Below are 16,150 nucleotides of genomic sequence, written 5' to 3'. Positions count from 1 at the left end.
CAGTAGGTTCGCCTCGTGTTCGGTGTGGGCTTGATGGAGATCTCGGTGATCGTCGTGGTCGCCATCCTCGTCTTCGGTCCCGACCGGATCCCCGACCTGGCCCGCCAGGCCGGCCAGATCGCGCGGCAGGTCCGCCGGATGGCCAACAACGCCCGCGACGAGCTGCGGGCAGAGCTCGGCCCCGAGTACGCCGACCTCGAGCTGCGCGACCTCGACCCCCGCGAGATCGTCCGCCGGCACATCGCCGAGGCGCTCGACGAGGAGGACGAGCCGGTCCCCGCGCGGCGCGGGCTGCGCCCGCTCGACGAGGGCGAGGTCCCGCCGTACGACGCCGACGCGACCTGACCGATCTGATCCACGGTCTGGTCTAGGGCCGGCTCTGCACCGCCGCCAGCGCGGCGTAGGGCACCAGGACCGGCTCACCCGCGAGGGTCCGGACCTCGACGAAGTCGGCGCCGACCCGCTGCACGGTGCCCTCGACGCGCCGGCCGTCGTCGAGGTGGACCACGCACTCCGCGCCGCCGTCCGCGACCCGGCGCAGCGCCGCGCCCAGGCCGAGGCGGGCGACGGGTGACCAGGCGGCCTCGGGGAGCGATCGCGCCGACGCGCCGCGCACCGCCGTGACCGCCGCGAACGGCAGCACCCACTCCCCCGCCGGCCCGGCCAGCAGGCACCATCCGGTGCCGACGCGCTCCAGGGTGCCGGCGACCGCGCCGACGCCGCGGACGTCCATGCCGACCAGCTCGCCGACCGACGCCATCAGCCGGCTCGCGAGCGTGACCTCCTGGTAGGCCGACCGGCTCCGGTCCGCGACCTCCGCGCCGCGCTCGGCGTCGTAGGCGGCCTCAGCCTGCTGCTCGAGGTCGTCGAGGACCTCGAAGAGGTCGTCGTCCCACGCCATGCCCGCACCCTGCCCCGGGCCCTGTGGACGAAACGTTGACTTCGTGAGCAAGAAGGCGTTTTCTGAGGCAAACAAACGCAAACGCAAGCATTGGATCTCGGCCATGGTTGCTCACCCACTCGACCACCCCGCCCCGGCGCGCTGCGCCGCCGTCGCGACCGCGACCACCGCCGCGCTGAGCGCCCTGCTGTGCTGGCTGCTGCCGGTGCTGACCGCCCCGGCCCATGACCTCGACGGTGCGCTGACCCGCGGCGGGGCCGGGGTGGCGCTGCTCGCGGCCGGCTGGCTCTGGCTCGGGACCCTGCGACTCGTTCTCGCCGCGCATGGGGGGCGCGGCGAGCACGCTCCTCCCCGGTGCGGGCTCCCGGCCCCGGTGCGCCGGCTCGTGCTGGCCGCCTGCGGGGTCGCGCTCTCCGGCTCCCTCGCGGCCGCCGCCCAGGCCGGCCCCGCCGCGCCGCAGCACGACGGCAGCAGGCTGCCCGTCCCCGACCGCGCGGCCACCGCCGACCACGTCGTCGTCCTGCCCGGCGACTCCCTGTGGTCGATCGCCGCCGACTCCCTGCCGGCGGGCGCCAGCGACGCCCGAGTCGCCGAGCGGTGGCCGCGCATCTACGCCCTCAACCGCACGGTGATCGGTCCGGACCCGGACCTGGTCCAGCCCGCCCAGCGCCTGGCCCTGCCGCCGCGCTGAGACTCTCGGAGGTACTCGCCATGGCTCTCCCGCTCCGCCCGCCCGTCCCGGTCGCCACCGTGCAGGGCACGCTCGCGCTCGACCTCGAGCCCCGCCGGTCGGTGCCTACGCTCGCGCCGGTCCCGCACCGTGGCCCGGTCGCGGAGGTGGTGCCGATAGACCGCCGGCTGCGGCGCGGGATCGAGGACTGGAGCCGCACGTACGCCCAAGCCGCTGTCGAGATCGTGGGCGGCGACCGGCCCGTCACCCAGCTGCTGCGCTGGAGCTCCCGAGAGGTCTACGACGACCTCGAGCGGCGCGCCCTGCTCGTCGCGCGCGCCGGCAAGCACGAGCCCGGGCACGGCCGGGTCCAGCCGGTGCGGCCGCGGGTGCAGGCCGTGCACGCATGCTTCCTGTCCGCCGACACGGTCGAGGTCAGCGTGCACGTGCGCTACGGGCCACGGTCCCGGGCGATCGCAGCCCGATTCGAGCAGCGCGCCGACCGTCGCGGTCGGCACTGGTGCTGCACCGCGCTCGAGTTCGCCTGATCAAGCGCCTGTCACGAGATGCGGGCCGTCAGTCCCGTCGGGCCGCCGGGGCGGCCGTGGCACTGCTTGTACTTCTTGCCCGACCCGCAGGGGCACTTGTCGTTGCGGCCGACCTTGGCGAACTCGTCGTCCTCGACGGTCTCGGTGCGGACCGCGGCGGCCTCGCCCGTCTCGTCGGGGGCGGAGTAGGCGAGCTGCTGCGGCTTCGCCGGTGCCTCCAGGCCCTTGGCGCGGATGTGCGGCTGCTCCTCGGAGCGCAGCGTGCGACGCATCGGCTCCTCGACCTCGGCCTCCTCGACCTCGTCCTCCTCCTCGACCTCGATCTGCACGTCGAGGTTGAACAGGAAGCCGACCGACTCCTCCTTGATGCCGTCCATCATCGCGCCGAACATGTCGAAGCCCTCGCGCTGGTACTCGACCAGCGGGTCGCGCTGGGAGTAGGCACGCAGGTAGATGCCCTCGCGGAGGTAGTCCATCTCGTAGAGGTGCTCGCGCCACTTGCGGTCGAGCACGGAGAGCACGACCCGACGCTCGAGCTCGCGCATGACCTCCTCGCCGATCTGCTCCTCGCGCCGGTCGTACGCCGCGTTGGCGTCGGCCTTGAGCGCCTCGACGAGCTGCTCACGCTCCAGGTGGTCGACGCCACCGGCCTCGGCGACCAGGGCCTCGCGGTCGAGCGAGATCGGGTAGATCTGGCGCAGCGCGGTCCACAGCGCGTCGAGGTCCCACTCCTCGGCGTACCCCTGCGTCGCGCCGTTGACGTAGCCGGTGATGGTGTCGTCGAGGAACGTGCGGATCTGGTCCTGCAGGTCCTGACCCTCGAGCACCGCACGGCGCTCGGCGTAGATCACCTTGCGCTGGCGGTCCATGACGTCGTCGTACTTGAGCACGTTCTTGCGCGACTCGAAGTTCTGCGACTCGACCTGCCCCTGCGCGTTGGCGATCGCGCTGGTGACCCGCTTGTTCTCGATCGGGACGTCGTCCGGGATCTTGAGCACCTGGAGCACCCGGTCGACCCAGTCGGACTTGAAGAGCCGCATCAGCTCGTCCTGGAGCGACAGGTAGAACCGGGACTCGCCCGGGTCGCCCTGACGGCCGGAGCGACCGCGCAGCTGGTTGTCGATGCGCCGCGACTCGTGGCGCTCGGTGCCGACGACGTAGAGGCCGCCGAGGTCGCGGACCTCGTCGTGCTCGGTCGCGACCTGCTGCTTGATCCGCTCGACCATCGCGGGCCACGCCTCGTCGTACTGCTCGGCGGTCTCGCCGATCGGCTCGAGCCCCTGCTTGCGCAGCTCCTCGTCGGCGAGGAACTCCACCGAGCCGCCGAGCATGATGTCGGTGCCTCGACCCGCCATGTTGGTCGCGACGGTGACGGCGCCTCGGTGGCCGGCGAGGGCGACGATCTTCGCCTCGTCGGCGTGCACCTTGGCGTTGAGCACCGAGTGCGGGATGCCGCGCTTGCGCAGCTTGACCGCGAGGTGCTCGGACTTCTCGACCGACACGGTGCCGACCAGCACCGGCTGGCCCTTCTCGTGCCGGGCGGCGATGTCGTCGACGACCGCGTCGTACTTGGCCTCCTCCGTCCGGTAGACGAGGTCGGCCTGGTCGAGGCGGATCATCGGCTTGTTGGTCGGGATCGGCACCACGCCGAGGCCGTAGATCTTGTCGAACTCCGACGCCTCGGTCATGGCGGTGCCGGTCATGCCGGAGAGCTTCTCGTAGAGGCGGAAGAAGTTCTGGAGCGTGATCGTGGCGAGGGTCTGGAACTCCTCGCGGACCTGCACGCCCTCCTTGGCCTCGATCGCCTGGTGCAGACCGTCGTTGTAGCGGCGCCCGGCGAGCATGCGACCGGTGTGCTCGTCGACGATGAGCACCTCGCCGTCCATGACGACGTACTCCTTGTCGTTGCGGAAGAGCTCCTTGGCCTTGATCGCGTTGTTCATGAACGAGATCAGCGGCGTGTTGACCGAGTCGTAGAGGTTGTCGATGCCGAGGTGGTCCTCGACCTTGGTGATGCCCGGCTCGAGCACCGAGATCGTGCGCTTCTTCTCGTCGACCTCGTAGTCGACGTCCTTGTCGAGCTTGCGGACGATCTTGGCGAACTCGGCGTACCACTCCACCTCGTCCTGCGTGGGACCGCTGATGATCAGCGGCGTGCGCGCCTCGTCGATGAGGATGGAGTCGACCTCGTCGACGATCGCGAAGTGGTGGTCGCGCTGGACGCAGTCCTCGATGGACCCGGCCATGTTGTCGCGCAGGTAGTCGAAGCCGAGCTCGTTGTTGGTGCCGTAGGTGATGTCGCAGTTGTACGCCGCGCGCCGCTCGTCGGGCCGCATCTCGGGCAGGATCACGCCGACCGTGAGGCCGAGGAAGTTGTGGACGCGACCCATCTGCTGCGACTGGTACTTCGCCAGGTAGTCGTTGACCGTGACGACGTGCACCCCGCGGCCGGTGAGCGCGTTGAGGTAGGCCGGCGCGACGGCGACCAGCGTCTTGCCCTCACCGGTCTTCATCTCCGCGATGTTGCCGAGGTGCAGGGCCGCGCCACCCATCATCTGGACGTCGAAGGGGCGCATGCCCAGGACCCGGCGGGACGCCTCACGCACGGTGGCGAACGCCTCGGGCATCAGGTCGTCGAGCGACTCACCGTCGACCAGCCGCTTCTTGAGCTCGTCGGTCATGCCCCGCAGCTCGTCGTCGCTCATCGCGACGAAGTCGTCCTCGATGGCGTTCACCGCGGAGGCCACGGCCTCGAGCTGGCGCAGGATCTTGCCTTCGCCGATGCGGAGGATCTTGTCGAGAATCGCGGGCACGTGGATCCAACTTCCTCAGGTGTTGCCGACGGGATGTCGCGGGCTCGCGCACAAAGAGCGAGCGGCGCCACTCTACCCAGCGCCACCCAGACGCCGTAGCGGTGTGGTCCCATCCGCGCCGGTCCAAGTATTCGCGTGAATGGCCATTGACATCAATCGCACTTTTGGCGTCAATGGTCATTGTCATGAAATCAACGCGCCGCTACACGATGACCGCCCGCGCCGAGGCTGTGGGGCGCACCCGCGAGCGCCTGCTCGACGCGGCCGTCACGCTGGCCGAGACCCGCCTGGTCTCGCAGATCTCCCTCGACGACATCGCGGCCGAGGCGGGGGTCAGCGTGCAGACCCTGCTGCGGCACTTCGGCAGCCGGGCCGGGCTCATCGACGCCGCTCGGCAGCACGCGCTGGCCACCGTCGGGGAGGAGCGGCGTACGCCGGTCGGCGACCCGGACGCGGCGGTCCGCACCGTGCTCCAGCACTACGAGCGGCGGGGCGACACCGTGCTCTCCATGCTCGCGCAGGAGCACGCCGACGCCGCGACCAAGGAGGTCACCGACGCGGGCCGGGCCTTCCACCGATCCTGGGTCGTGGCGGTCTTCGAGCCGCTGCTGCCCTCCCCCGGCCCGGCGCGCGAGGAGCTCGTCGACCTGCTGGCGGTGGCGACCGACGTCTACACCTGGAAGCTGCTGCGCCGCGACCGCGGGCTGAGCCTGGCCGCCACGGAGCACCGGGTCCGCACCCTCGTGGAGGCACTCCTGTGAGCACCATCCTCTTCGTCACCTGGGACGGCGGCGGCAACGTCCCGCCCGCCACCGCGCTCGCGCACGAGCTGGTGCGCCGCGGCCACACCGTCCGGTTCCTCGGCCACGCCTCCCAGGAGGAGGCGCTGACGTCCGACGGGTTCGCCTTCGTGCGGCCCCGGCACGCCCGCCGCTTCGACTCCGCCCGCGACTACACGCCGCTGCGGATGCTCGGCGTCTTCGCCGACACCGGGATGGGCCGCGACCTCCTCGACGCCCTCGCCGTCGAGCCGGCCGATCTCGTCGTCGTCGACTCGTTCATGTTCGGCGCGATGGACGCCGCGCGCCGGGCCGGGGTGCGGTACGCCGTGCTCGAGCACATGTACGCCGCGGCGTACCGGGCGGGCATCCTCCGCGGGCCGATGGGCCTCAACCTGCGACTGCGCCGCCTCGGCCCCCAGCAGGCGCTGGACGGCGCCGCGCTGCGACTGCTGATGACGCTCCCCGAGCTGGACCCCGCGCCGGCCGCCACCAACCTGAGCCAGGTCGGACCGGTCGCGGCCTGGTCGCCCCGGGTGGCGAGCGAGCCGACGATCGTCATCGGGCTCAGCACGTTCGGCTACCCGGGCATGACCGGCGTGCTCCAGCGGCTCGTCGACGCCAGCGAGGGCCTGCCGGCCAGGGTGCTGGTGTCGGCCGGGCCGACCATCGACCCCGCGACCCTGCGCACCCGGCGGGGCGTGGAGGTGCACCGCTGGCTGGCGCACCGCGACAGCCTGCCGGGAGCGTCGGTGCTGGTCACCCACGGCGGCCACGGCTCGACGATGGCCGGGCTCGCCCACGACCTGCCTCTGCTGGTGGTGCCGCTGGACGGCAAGGCCGACCACGAGGTCGTCGGCCGGAGCATCGAGGCCTCCGGGGCCGGCCGGACGGTCTCGCGTCGCGCCAGCACCGGCGAGCTCCACGAGGCCCTGCGGACGCTGCTGGAGGTGCCGGGCTACGCGACCGCGGCGGCCCGGCTCGGCACGGCGATCCGGGCGACCGACGCTGTCGCTGACGGCGCGACCGCGCTGGAGGCGCTCAGCAACGGAGCAGCGGAGCCAGGTCGCCCCGCGGCTCGACCGTGACCGTGTCGAGCTGGAGCCAGTCCCGGAGCCGGCGCAACTCGGCAGAGAGCTCCTCCGCTGTCTCGGCGGGCGCGTCCGGCTCGGCGTAGGCGCCCTTGACGACGAGGCGGCCCTGCTTGCGGTCGGCCTTGAGGTCCACCCGGGCCACGATCCGGTCGCCGAGGAGGAAGGGCAGCACGTAGTAGCCGTGCACGCGCTTCGCCGCCGGCACGTAGATCTCGATGCGGTAGTGGAAGTCGAAGAGCGCCTCGGTGCGCGCCCGCTCCCACACGACCGGGTCGAACGGGCTCAGGAGCGCCCGGGCGTGCACCCGGCGCGGCAGCCGCGCGTCGCGGTGGAGGTACGCCGCCCGGCGCCACCCGCGGACGTCCACCGGCACCAGCTCGCCCTCCTCGACCAGCTCGGCGACCGCGGTCGCCGCCTCCGCCGCGCCCATCCGGTAGTAGTCGCGCAGGTCCTGCACGGTCGCGACGCCGTGGGAGCGCGCGGCGCGGCGCACGAGCTCGCGGTTGGCCTCGTCGATCGCCGGCGTCGGCTGCGCGAGCACGTCGGCCGGGATGACGCGCTCGGGGAGGTCGTAGCGGATCTCGAACTGGCTGTTGCGGCCGGCGATCGCCACGACACCCGCCGTGTAGAGGTAGTCGAGCATCTTGCGGGTCTCGGACCAGTTCCAGCCCCAGTTGCCCTTCTCGCGCGGCAGCCCGTCGTCGAGGTCGCGGGCGGTCGACGCGCCCCGGTCGGCGATCTCGGCCAGCAGGCTCTGCTCGAGACCGTCGTCGCCGACGACGAAGCCCCACTTCCCGCGCTGGGCGCGGAACTCGGCCATGCGGTGCTGCATCACCGGCCAGAGGTCGACCGGCATCAGCGCCTGCACGTGCGCCCAGTACTCGACCAGCCGACGCGGCCGCTCCTCGGACGCCCGGCGCAGCAGGTCGGGGTCGTAGGGGCCCATCCGCGAGTAGAGCGGCATGTAGTGCGCGCGCTGGAGCACGTTGACCGAGTCGACCTGCAGGACGCCGGTGCGCTCGACCGTGCGCTGCAGGGTGCGCATCGTCGGCGCCGCGTGCGGCTTGTCGAGGAAGCCCTGGGCGGCCAGCGCGACGCGGCGCGCCTGCGCGACGCTCATCGACTCCATGGCGCGAGGCTAGAGGAGGGCCCCGACAGTCACGGCAGGTCGAGCAGCTTCTCCTTGACGGCGTACATCACGGCCTCCATGCGCGAGTGGAGCTGGAGCTTCTCCAGGATGTTGCGCACGTGGTTCTTGACCGTGTTGTCGCTGATGTAGAGCTCCTTGGCGATCTCCCGGTTGTTCATCCCCTTGGCCACCAGGCGCAGCACCTCGAGCTCGCGCTCGGTGAGGCGCAGGCCGGCGGGGTGGTCGCGCTCGGGACGGGACATCTGCTTGAACTCGTCGATCAGCTTGACCGCCATCGAGGGGCTGATCAGCGACTGCCCGTCGGCCACGACGCGGACGGCCTGGGCGACCTCCTCGATCGAGGAGTCCTTGAGCAGGTAGCCCGCCGCCCCGCTCTTGACCGCCTCGTAGAGGTCGGCCTCCTCGTCGGAGACCGTCAGCATCACGATCTTCGCCGACGGGACGGCCTCCTTGATCGCCAGACACGCCTCGATGCCGGAGCGCTTCGGCATCCGGATGTCGAGCAGGACGACGTCGGGAGCGCTGCGCTCGGCGAGGGAGGTGCCCTCGATCCCGTCGCCCGCCTCGCCGACCACCTCGACGCCGGGCTCGGCGTTGAGCAGCATGGTCAGGCCGCGTCGGAAGAGCTCCTGGTCGTCGACCACGAGCACGCGGATCGGCTCGCGCCCGAGGTCTGCCATGAGTTCCGCCACAGCCGCATCATGACACGAGTGGGCTTCCCCGCGCGCCTACGCGGGTGGCGGCGAACGCCGCGGGATGGCCCGGACGGGCCAGCCCGCGGCCTCCGGTCGCTCAGGAGCCGCCGTCGAGCTCCAGGGAGATGACGCCGTAGTCGTAGCCACGGCGCCGGTAGACGACCGCCGGGCGCTCGCTCTCCTTGTCGACGAAGAGGTAGAAGTCGTGCCCGACCAGCTCCATCTCGTAGAGCGCCTGGTCGAGCGTCATGGGCGTTGCCGGGTGGGTCTTCTCGCGGACCACGAGGGGGCCGTCGCCGGTGACGGTGATGGGGCCGACCTGCCGCTCGAGGGTGACGACGTCGTCCTCGTCGGCCGCGAGGGCCGTGCCGTTCGCAAGGGCCTGACCCACGGAGATCGGGGTCTGCCGGCCGTGGTGGACCCGCCGCCGGTCGGCGGCGCGGCGCATCTGCGAGGCCATCTTGTCGAGTGCGAGGTCGAGAGCCGCCATCTTGTCGGCGGCGCAGGCCTCGGCGCGCACCACAGGTCCCTTGGAGAGTGCTGTCAGCTGAAGTCGTACGGCGCGGTCCGACTGGCGCGGGTTGCGTTCCGTCTCGACCTCGACGTTCATCCGGATGATGCGGTGGTCGTGCTTCTCCAGCCTCGACACCTTCTCCTCGACGTGACTGCGAAACCTGTCAGACAGCTCGCAGTGACGACCCGTGACGACAACTTCCATGTGAACCTCCCGATTGCGTGTGCTGGTCGGTGGTGAGAGGAGTCCGTCCGGCCGACCTGGTCTTCGACCCCACAATCGCCTGCTGGGGCTCTCGCAGCTTCTCTGCCACTACTGACCCTCTCCCGCCGGGCGTCGCATCTGACGACGGAGGCGAGGCAGGACTTACCACTAAGCCGCACCGTGATCCCACGCCCCGCTGCGAGAGCAGCGCGTGGTTACGTGGACCGCTTTGCCTGCGACTGGCATCGGCTTGCCGACCGGGCACCCGGCGGAACCGGGGCGCCTGGACGACGCAACCACGGACCCGGACGGACTCCATGACCTGACGTTACGCGACCCCCCAAGAAGGTGAAAGGGTCATCCGGCCTGCGGTACGGAACGCCGCCGGGTGGCCGCCACGGCGGCCACCGCGTGGACCTCGATCCCGACCGCCTCGAGGGCCCGCTGGGCCTCCCGGGCCGTGGCGCCGGTGGTCAGCACGTCGTCGCACACGACCACGCGGGCCTGGGTACGCCGGGCGGCGAGCCGCCGCACGAGCCCGGTCGGGCAGTGCATCGAGCCGGCCAGGTTGGCCGCGCGGGCGGCCGCGTCGAGACCGGCCTGGTCGACCACGCCGGGCCGGCTGCGCAGCAGCGGCCCGGCGACCGCGTCGATCCCCGTCCGACGCAGCAGGGCGGCCGCGCCGGCGGTGATCCGGCGGGTCGGGTCGTGGCCCCGGGCCCGGGCGCTGCCTCGCCGCGAGGGCACCGGCACCAGGACGAGCGGCCCGGGTGCGGCCTCCTGGGCGGCCGCCGCGACCGCGACGGCCAGCAGCCCGGCCAGCGGGCCGCGGAGCGCCAGCAGCCGGCGCTCCTTGTGCCCTAGGAGCAGGCCGCGCACCGCTCCGTCGTACGCCGTCGCCGCCCAGGGCTGCACGAGCCCGGGCGGCACCGGGTCGGGCCAGACCGGTCCGGCCGTGGCCAGCCCTGCTGCCAGCTCGGCGACGCACCCCGCGCACACCAGCCGGCCCGGCCGGGCGCAGCCGGCGCAGCGGCCGCCGAGCAGCAGGTCGACCGCTGCGTCCGAGATGAGCACCCGTCGATGTCACCATCGCGCGCGCGGCCGGCTCAAGGGCGGCGGCCGCGCCTGTGGATCAGCCGACGTACGTGAGCGCCTCGGTGCCCTTGGGGATCGGGATCGGCGACCGGTCGGAGCCGGCGAGGTTGATCATCCACTTGCGCCGGAGGCCGAGGAGCGGCTCGTCCTCGGAGGGCGAGCCCGCGAGTGCCTGGAGGTGGGCACGCACCGTGGTCCCGCTGCCGTCGGGCGCCGGGGAGCCGTCCACGGACGCCACCCGCACCTGCACGAGGTCGGTGGTGCCCGGGAAGGGGCTCAGGATGGCGAGCACCGCCGGCGATCGCCACGCGATGTCCCGGACCGGCAGGTCGCTGCTGGGCTCCCCCGCGATCGGCCGCGCGCGCGTCGCCCACAGCACCCGACCGCCGTGGCTGTGCGCGATCCGCGACACCAGCACCACGTCGCCGGCCGGGCGTCGGACGACGGCGATGAGCCGGGTCCCGTCGCGCGAGACCACGAAGCTGCGCACCCGTTGGCCCGTCACCCCGGGCACCTCCACGGCGCGGTCGACGCCCTTGTGCACCCAGGACACGACGGCCCCGTCCGCCCCGCGGTCGACGACCCACATCCGCCCGCCCGCGTCCCACGCGGGTGGGAGCAGGTCGCGGGCGCCGCTGACCACCGTCTGGACCCGCGCCTCGCGGGTGCCGCTGACCGGCGCCTGGAGGACCGCGGTGCCATCGGTGGTGACGCCGGCGGCACTGGTCGCCCGGACGCTGACGCCGACGCTGCGCAACCCGAGCGGCTCCGCGCCCATCGGGCCGCTCACCGCCTCCAGCGTCGAGCTCGCGCCGGATCCCAGCAGCCCGTCGTGCAGGCCGTAGAGCAACGGGCTCGCCTGGAAGCCGGCCGGGTCGTACTCGGCGCCGTTGTTGACGCTGTAGGCGTTTGAGCCGCCGGGCAGCGCCAGCGGCTCGCCGTTGATGAGGACGCGCAGGCCCGTGATCGACGGGTCCTGGCGCAGCGTCCAGGCGAGCTGGACCATCATCAGCTCGATCCGGTCGGGCGAGAGGATGCCCGCGTCGCCGGTCAGCGCGATCTCCGCGACGCCCTCGTCGTCGATCGGGACCGAGAGGTTGCTCAGCCCGTCGGGGATGAAGCTCTGCACGACCTTGTCGAGGTCGGCGCCGGGCCCGAGCAGCAGGGCCTGGGTGAGCGCGCTGGCGAGCCCCTTGCCGTTCTGGACGAACACCGGCTCCGGCGCGAGGATCTTGGCGGTCGGGTCGAAGAAGTAGAGCGAGACCGGCTGGTAGCGGTTGGCGAACCAGGTCTCCGGGACGATCAGCGCGTTCGGCGCGTGGTCGATGCGCCACTCGCCGTCCTCGAACGCCATCGGGAACTCGATCGTGTGCTGGCGCCGGGGCAGCTGGCCCTGCCACGCCCCGCGCGCGTCGAGGAGGTCCGGGTCCTCGAGGGTCAGCGAGACGCCGGTGCCGGCCTCCTCGATCCGCGGGGTCCCGACGTAGGTGATCGTGTCCTCGGGCCGCCACGCCTCGGCGGCATCCTCGCTGAGGAACTCCCGTGCGGTGATCGTCTGGATCGGGGTCGCGGTCATCGCGAACAGGAAGCCGCGCACGATCTCCGTGCGGCTCGCTCCGGGAGCCGGCGGCTTGGGGTCGATGTAGGGGCCGTCGTCGTTCGAGACGCCGCCGCCCGACTGGGTCTCCTCGACCGGGCCCGAGTCCGGCATGCTCACGCAGCCGCAGAGGACCCCGGCGAGCAGGACGGCGACGACGACGGCGTACGGCGTACGGCGGAACCTGCTCATGTCACCGGCTCCGTCACGTCGACCGGCACCAGCGGCAGCGGGCTGTGGCGCAGCACGCCGCCCGCGCGGCGCGGCAGCGTGAGCCGGAACTGGGCGCCCTCGCCCGGCCGTCCCCACGCCTGCAGCCAGCCGCCGTGCAGGTGGGTGTCCTCCAACGAGATCGAGAGCCCGAGGCCGGTGCCGCCGCTCGTCCGGGCGCGCGCCGGGTCGGCGCGCCAGAACCGGTTGAAGACCATGGCGGCCTCGCCGGCGGCCAGGCCGACGCCGTAGTCGCGCACGGTGATGGCGGCGGCGTGGTCGTCGCCGGCGACGGTCACGACGATGTCTCCTCCGGCGCGGTCGGTGCTCGTGTGGTCGATGGCGTTGGTGAGCAGGTTGCGCACGACCCGCTCGATGCGGCGTACGTCCGCCTCTGCGAGACAGGGGTGGTCGGGGGCGCGGACCACGACCTGGACCCGGCGCTGCTGCGCGAGCGGGCCGGTGGCGTCGACGACGCGGTGGGCCACGTCGACGAGGTTGACGTCGTCGAGCTCGAGGACGGCCGCCCCGGCATCGAACCGGCTGATCTCCAGCAGGTCGACGAGCAGGGTCTCGAAGCGGTCCAGCTCGGTCTGGAGGAGCTCGGCGGCGCGCGCGGTGGCGGGGTCGAAGTCGGCGCGCGCGTCGTGGAGCACGTCGCTGGCCATCCGCACGGTGGTGAGCGGGGTGCGCAGCTCGTGCGACACGTCGGAGGTGAACCGGCGTTGCACCCGGCTGAGCTCCTCGAGCTGGCGGATCTGGCGCTGGAGGTTGCTCGCCATCTGGTTGAACGACGTCGCGAGCCGGGCGAGGTCGTCCTCCCCGGAGACCCGGAGCCGCTCCTGCAGCTGGCCGGCCGCGAGCCGCTCGGCCACCTGACGCGCCATCCGGATCGGGGTGACCACCTGGCGGGTCACCAGCCAGGTCATCCCGGCGACGAGCACGACCAGCAGGACGGCTGCGGTCAGCAGCGCCCGCGACACCAGCGCGAGCGTCTCCTCCTGCTCGCCGAGCGGGAAGAGGTAGTAGAGCGTGTAGGTCTGCCCGTCGGCCGGCAGCTGCACCTGCGCGCCCACGGCGATGCCCGGGCGCTCGGTGGTCACGCCATCGCGATCGGTGCTGCGGATGACCGTGTAGGTCCACGCGGTGGTGCTGCTGTCGTCGAAGTGCTCCTCGAGCTTCGCCGGCACGCTGCTGGTGTCGAGGCCCCGCGTGTAGTTGGCGCCGCCGTCGGCGATGCGTCCCCCGTCGCCCGTCGGCCCGGCGAGCACCACCGAGAAGTCGCGCGCGTCCCCGGCCTGGATGATCGGCTCGGCGAGCTCGCGCAGCTGGCCCGCGACGTCGGCGTCGGTGCCGGTCACCGCCTCGAGCCGTCCGCGGGCACTGGCGGTCTCGTCGTTGGCCTCGGCGACGACGGCGTCGACCCGGTGGTCGAGCAGACCGTCGCGGGTCTGCCGCAGGAGGTACCACCCGACGCCGCTGATCACCACGACGGAGAGCAGGACCGTGCTCGCCACGACCCGGGCCTGGATCGAGCGGCGCCAGAAGGTGAGGCCCCGGCGTACCGACTCAGGGAGCCGGTGCGACCCACGGGGACGCAGGTGCAGCATCGGCCGGCCTCACGCCGTCCCGGCCTTGTAGCCGACGCCGCGGACGGTCACCACGATCTCCGGGCTCTCCGGGTCGTGCTCGACCTTCGACCGCAGCCGCTGCACGTGCACGTTGACCAGCCGGGTGTCGGCGGCGTGCCGGTAGCCCCAGACCTGCTCGAGCAGCACCTCGCGGGTGAAGACCTGCCAGGGCTTGCGCGCCAGGCAGACCAGCAGGTCGAACTCGAGCGGCGTGAGGTTGATCGGCGCGCCGGCGCGGCTGACCGAGTGGCCCGCGACGTCGATGCTCAGGTCGCCGATCGTGAGCGTCTCGGGGCTGGGCGCGTCGAAGCGGCGGATCCGCGCGCGGATCCGGGCGATCAGCTCCTTGGGCTTGAACGGCTTGACGACGTAGTCGTCGGCGCCGGACTCCAGCCCGACGACGACGTCGACGGTGTCGCCCTTGGCGGTGAGCATGACGATCGGGACGCCCGACTCGGCGCGGATCTCCTTGCAGACGTCGATGCCGTCGCGGCCCGGGAGCATCAGGTCCAGGAGGACCAGGTCGGGCTTGTACGCGCGGAACACGTCGAGGGCCTCGTCACCGCGGGTGACCATGCGGCTCTCGAATCCCTCCTGGCGCAGCACGATCGTGAGCATCTCCGCCAGGGAGGCGTCGTCGTCGACGACGAGGATCCGACCCTTGCCGGTCGGATCGGGTTGGGCGCCGGACGGCGCCGCGGCGGACTCGCTCATGGGGTCCATGATGCCAGCCCGCCGCGACGGTCCTGCTGAGCGCGGGTGCTCAGTAGCGGTACTGCTCGGGCTTGTACGGGCCGGCCACGTCGATGCCGAGGTAGGAGGCCTGGTCGTCGGTGAGCGTCGTGAGCTTCACACCGAGGGCGTCGAGGTGCAGTCGGGCGACCTCCTCGTCGAGGTGCTTGGGCAGCACGTAGACGCCGACCGGGTACTCCTCGGTCTTGGTGAAGATCTCGATCTGCGCGAGCACCTGGTTGGTGAAGGAGTTCGACATCACGAACGACGGGTGGCCGGTCGCGTTGCCGAGGTTCATCAGGCGACCCTCGGAGAGCACGATGACCGACTTGCCGGTCGGGAACGTCCACACGTCGACCTGGGGCTTGACGTTCTTGCGCTCCGCGACGCCGTCGGCCTCGAGGCCGGCCATGTCGATCTCGTTGTCGAAGTGGCCGATGTTGCCGACGATCGCCTGGTGCTTCATCGACCGCATGTGGTCGACGGTGACGACGTCCTTGTTGCCGGTGGCGGTGATGATGATGTCGGCGACCGGCAGGGCCTCCTCGAGGGTGGTGACCTGGTAGCCGTCCATCGACGCCTGCAGCGCGCAGATCGGGTCGATCTCGGTGACGATCACGCGGGCGCCCTGGCCGCGCAGCGACTCGGCGCAGCCCTTGCCCACGTCGCCGTAGCCGCAGACGACCGCGACCTTGCCACCGATCAGCACGTCGGTCGCGCGGTTGATGCCGTCGATGAGCGAGTGGCGGCAGCCGTACTTGTTGTCGAACTTCGACTTGGTGACCGAGTCGTTGACGTTGATGGCGGGGAAGAGGAGCGACCCCTCCTTCATCATCTCGTACAGGCGGTGGACACCGGTGGTGGTCTCCTCGGTCACGCCCTTGATGGAGTTGGCCTTGGGGGTCCAGTAGGACGCGTTGGCCGCGAGCTGCTCGTTGAGCACCTCGAAGATGACCTTCTGCTCGTGGCTGGTCGCGGTCGCCGGGTCGGGCGCCTGACCGGTCTTCTCGGCCTGGACGCCGAGGTGGACGAGCAGGGTGGCGTCGCCACCGTCGTCGAGGATCATGTTCGGCTGCTCGGTGCCCCAGTCGAGGATCTGGCGGGTGCACCACCAGTACTCCTCCAGGGTCTCGCCCTTCCAGGCGAAGACCGGGACACCCTGCAGGTCGTCGGCCGTGCCGTTGGGGCCGACCGCGATCGCGGCGGCCGCGTGGTCCTGGGTCGAGAAGATGTTGCAGGACGCCCAGCGCACGTCCGCGCCGAGCTCGACCAGCGTCTCGATGAGGACCGCGGTCTGGATGGTCATGTGCAGGGAGCCCGCGATCCGAGCGCCCTTGAGCGGCTTCTCGGTGCCGTACCGGGCCCGCATCGCCATCAGGCCCGGCATCTCGTGCTCGGCGAGCTTGATCTCGGTGCGGCCGAAGTCGGCCAGGCTGAGGTCGGCGACCTTGAAGTCCATCTGTGCTCCTGAGATGTGAGGCGGGCAACGCGTTGAGTCGAGATTAGAACGGGTCACA

Annotated in this window: 15 protein-coding genes; 5 read left to right on the top strand and 10 right to left on the bottom strand. The window is 72.0% G+C overall.

The annotated features are described in order from the left end of the window. The first annotated feature begins 15 nt into the window (after positions 1-15). Positions 16-345, top strand: a complete 330-nt coding sequence (locus HZF07_RS21795; protein ID WP_181645491.1) for a sec-independent translocase — start codon at positions 16-18, stop codon at positions 343-345. Positions 346-367: 22 nt separating this feature from the next. Here the strand turns inward: HZF07_RS21795 and HZF07_RS21790 are convergent, their stop codons facing one another. After that, positions 368-901, bottom strand: coding sequence for a hypothetical protein (locus tag HZF07_RS21790; protein WP_157344445.1), 534 nt, complete (start codon positions 899-901; stop codon positions 368-370). A gap of 103 nt (positions 902-1,004) precedes the next feature. On the opposite strand from HZF07_RS21790, the gene HZF07_RS21785 reads away from it, so the two are divergent. Both HZF07_RS21785 and HZF07_RS21780 read left to right on the top strand, forming a co-directional pair. Then, entirely contained in the window at positions 1,005-1,592 is a 588-nt protein-coding gene (locus HZF07_RS21785; protein ID WP_157344443.1) for a LysM peptidoglycan-binding domain-containing protein, read from the top strand. Between the two features lie 20 nt (positions 1,593-1,612). Beyond that, complete coding sequence (locus tag HZF07_RS21780) at positions 1,613-2,119, top strand: Rv3235 family protein (RefSeq protein WP_157344441.1); 507 nt, start codon at positions 1,613-1,615, stop codon at positions 2,117-2,119. An 11-nt stretch (positions 2,120-2,130) separates the two neighbouring features. Here HZF07_RS21780 and secA read toward each other — a convergent pair whose 3' ends face one another. After that, on the bottom strand, positions 2,131-4,932 hold the full coding sequence (secA, locus tag HZF07_RS21775; RefSeq protein WP_181645490.1) for a preprotein translocase subunit SecA: 2,802 nt from the start codon (positions 4,930-4,932) through the stop codon (positions 2,131-2,133). Positions 4,933-5,117: 185 nt separating this feature from the next. Between secA and HZF07_RS21770 the strand changes: the two genes are divergently transcribed. Further along, the gene (locus HZF07_RS21770; protein ID WP_157344440.1) at positions 5,118-5,693 is read left to right on the top strand and encodes a TetR/AcrR family transcriptional regulator; all 576 of its coding nucleotides are present in this window, start codon (positions 5,118-5,120) and stop codon (positions 5,691-5,693) included. Then, positions 5,690-6,799 (top strand): glycosyltransferase, encoded by a 1,110-nt coding sequence (locus HZF07_RS24635; protein ID WP_157344438.1) that lies wholly within the window; start codon positions 5,690-5,692, stop codon positions 6,797-6,799. The genes HZF07_RS21770 and HZF07_RS24635 overlap by 4 nt, the downstream gene beginning before the upstream one ends. Here HZF07_RS24635 and HZF07_RS21760 read toward each other — a convergent pair. The 8 genes from HZF07_RS21760 to ahcY all read right to left on the bottom strand — a co-directional run bounded on the left by HZF07_RS21760 (position 6,753) and on the right by ahcY (position 16,092). Then, complete coding sequence (locus tag HZF07_RS21760; RefSeq protein WP_157344436.1) at positions 6,753-7,934, bottom strand: winged helix-turn-helix domain-containing protein; 1,182 nt, start codon at positions 7,932-7,934, stop codon at positions 6,753-6,755. The two genes, HZF07_RS24635 and HZF07_RS21760, sit on opposite strands and share 47 nt — an antisense overlap. 29 nt (positions 7,935-7,963) lie before the next feature. Beyond that, positions 7,964-8,635, bottom strand: a complete 672-nt coding sequence (locus HZF07_RS21755; protein WP_157344434.1) for a response regulator — start codon at positions 8,633-8,635, stop codon at positions 7,964-7,966. Between the two features lie 112 nt (positions 8,636-8,747). After that, positions 8,748-9,368 (bottom strand): ribosome hibernation-promoting factor, HPF/YfiA family, encoded by a 621-nt coding sequence (gene hpf / locus HZF07_RS21750; protein WP_157344433.1) that lies wholly within the window; start codon positions 9,366-9,368, stop codon positions 8,748-8,750. Positions 9,369-9,725: 357 nt separating this feature from the next. Beyond that, the gene (locus HZF07_RS21745) at positions 9,726-10,442 is read right to left on the bottom strand and encodes a ComF family protein (protein WP_309504890.1); all 717 of its coding nucleotides are present in this window, start codon (positions 10,440-10,442) and stop codon (positions 9,726-9,728) included. Between the two features lie 58 nt (positions 10,443-10,500). Continuing rightward, positions 10,501-12,252 (bottom strand): LpqB family beta-propeller domain-containing protein, encoded by a 1,752-nt coding sequence (locus HZF07_RS21740; protein ID WP_157344431.1) that lies wholly within the window; start codon positions 12,250-12,252, stop codon positions 10,501-10,503. Continuing rightward, on the bottom strand, positions 12,249-13,880 hold the full coding sequence (gene mtrB, locus HZF07_RS21735; protein WP_157344429.1) for an MtrAB system histidine kinase MtrB: 1,632 nt from the start codon (positions 13,878-13,880) through the stop codon (positions 12,249-12,251). Before mtrB ends, HZF07_RS21740 begins: the two co-directional genes overlap by 4 nt. 9 nt (positions 13,881-13,889) lie before the next feature. Next, the gene (gene mtrA / locus HZF07_RS21730; RefSeq protein WP_157344427.1) at positions 13,890-14,615 is read right to left on the bottom strand and encodes an MtrAB system response regulator MtrA; all 726 of its coding nucleotides are present in this window, start codon (positions 14,613-14,615) and stop codon (positions 13,890-13,892) included. Positions 14,616-14,664: 49 nt separating this feature from the next. Then, positions 14,665-16,092, bottom strand: coding sequence for an adenosylhomocysteinase (gene ahcY, locus HZF07_RS21725; protein ID WP_157344425.1), 1,428 nt, complete (start codon positions 16,090-16,092; stop codon positions 14,665-14,667). Positions 16,093-16,150: the final 58 nt, after the last annotated feature.

Origin of the sequence: Nocardioides agri, assembly GCF_013778305.1 — a bacterium.
Lineage (GTDB): Bacteria > Actinomycetota > Actinomycetes > Propionibacteriales > Nocardioidaceae > Nocardioides > Nocardioides agri.
The sequence above is the reverse complement of the archived record's forward strand: the minus strand, read 5'-3'. Positions and strand labels throughout refer to the sequence as shown.